This is a genomic window from Aeromonas sp. ANP5, from assembly GCF_963870295.1.
GTDB classification, from domain to species: domain Bacteria; phylum Pseudomonadota; class Gammaproteobacteria; order Enterobacterales; family Aeromonadaceae; genus Aeromonas; species Aeromonas veronii.
The window spans coordinates 1-612 of the sequence record NZ_CAWMRY010000088.1 but is presented as its reverse complement, the minus strand read 5'-3'; the positions used below and the strand labels follow the sequence as shown (position 1 = coordinate 612).

Annotated in this window: 1 protein-coding gene; it reads left to right on the top strand. The window is 56.5% G+C overall.

Features of this window, described 5'->3' with window-relative positions; translation table 11 throughout:
- Nucleotides 1–105: 105 nt before the first annotated feature.
- The coding region (locus AACT07_RS22355) for a SulP family inorganic anion transporter (RefSeq protein WP_139123949.1) at nt 106–612 on the top strand (507 nt) is incomplete at its 3' end.

Here is a 612-nt window from a genome sequence, read left to right as displayed (position 1 = left end):
ATTAGATCCCAATACAACAATCTGATCCTGTCCGAACTCCATCTGCCCCCCAAGTCGGTGGGTGCGTTGCGCTATGGATCCTAAACAAGCGAGAAAATCCCCCCCATGCTAGAACGTGCAAGACAAGAGTGGTTCTCCAACATACGTGGTGACCTGTTAGCCGGAACCGTGGTCGCCCTGGCGCTGATCCCAGAAGCCATCGCCTTCTCCATTATTGCTGGTGTAGACCCCAAAGTCGGCCTCTATGCCTCCTTCTGTATCGCAGTGGTCATCGCTTTTGTCGGCGGTCGTCTAGGCATGATCTCGGCAGCCACAGGCGCAATGGCGCTCCTGATGGTGACCCTGGTCAAAGAGCATGGCCTGCAATATCTGCTGGCAGCAACCCTGCTCACTGGGGTACTCCAGATCGCAGCGGGTTACCTGAAACTGGGCAGCCTGATGCGGTTTGTTTCCCGCTCGGTGGTCACCGGCTTCGTCAATGCGTTGGCGATCCTCATCTTTATGGCCCAGCTACCAGAGCTTACCAACGTCACCTGGCAGGTCTACGCCATGACGGCGGCGGGCCTTGGCATCATCTATCTGTTCCCGCTTATTCCGGTGGTAGGCAAGCTA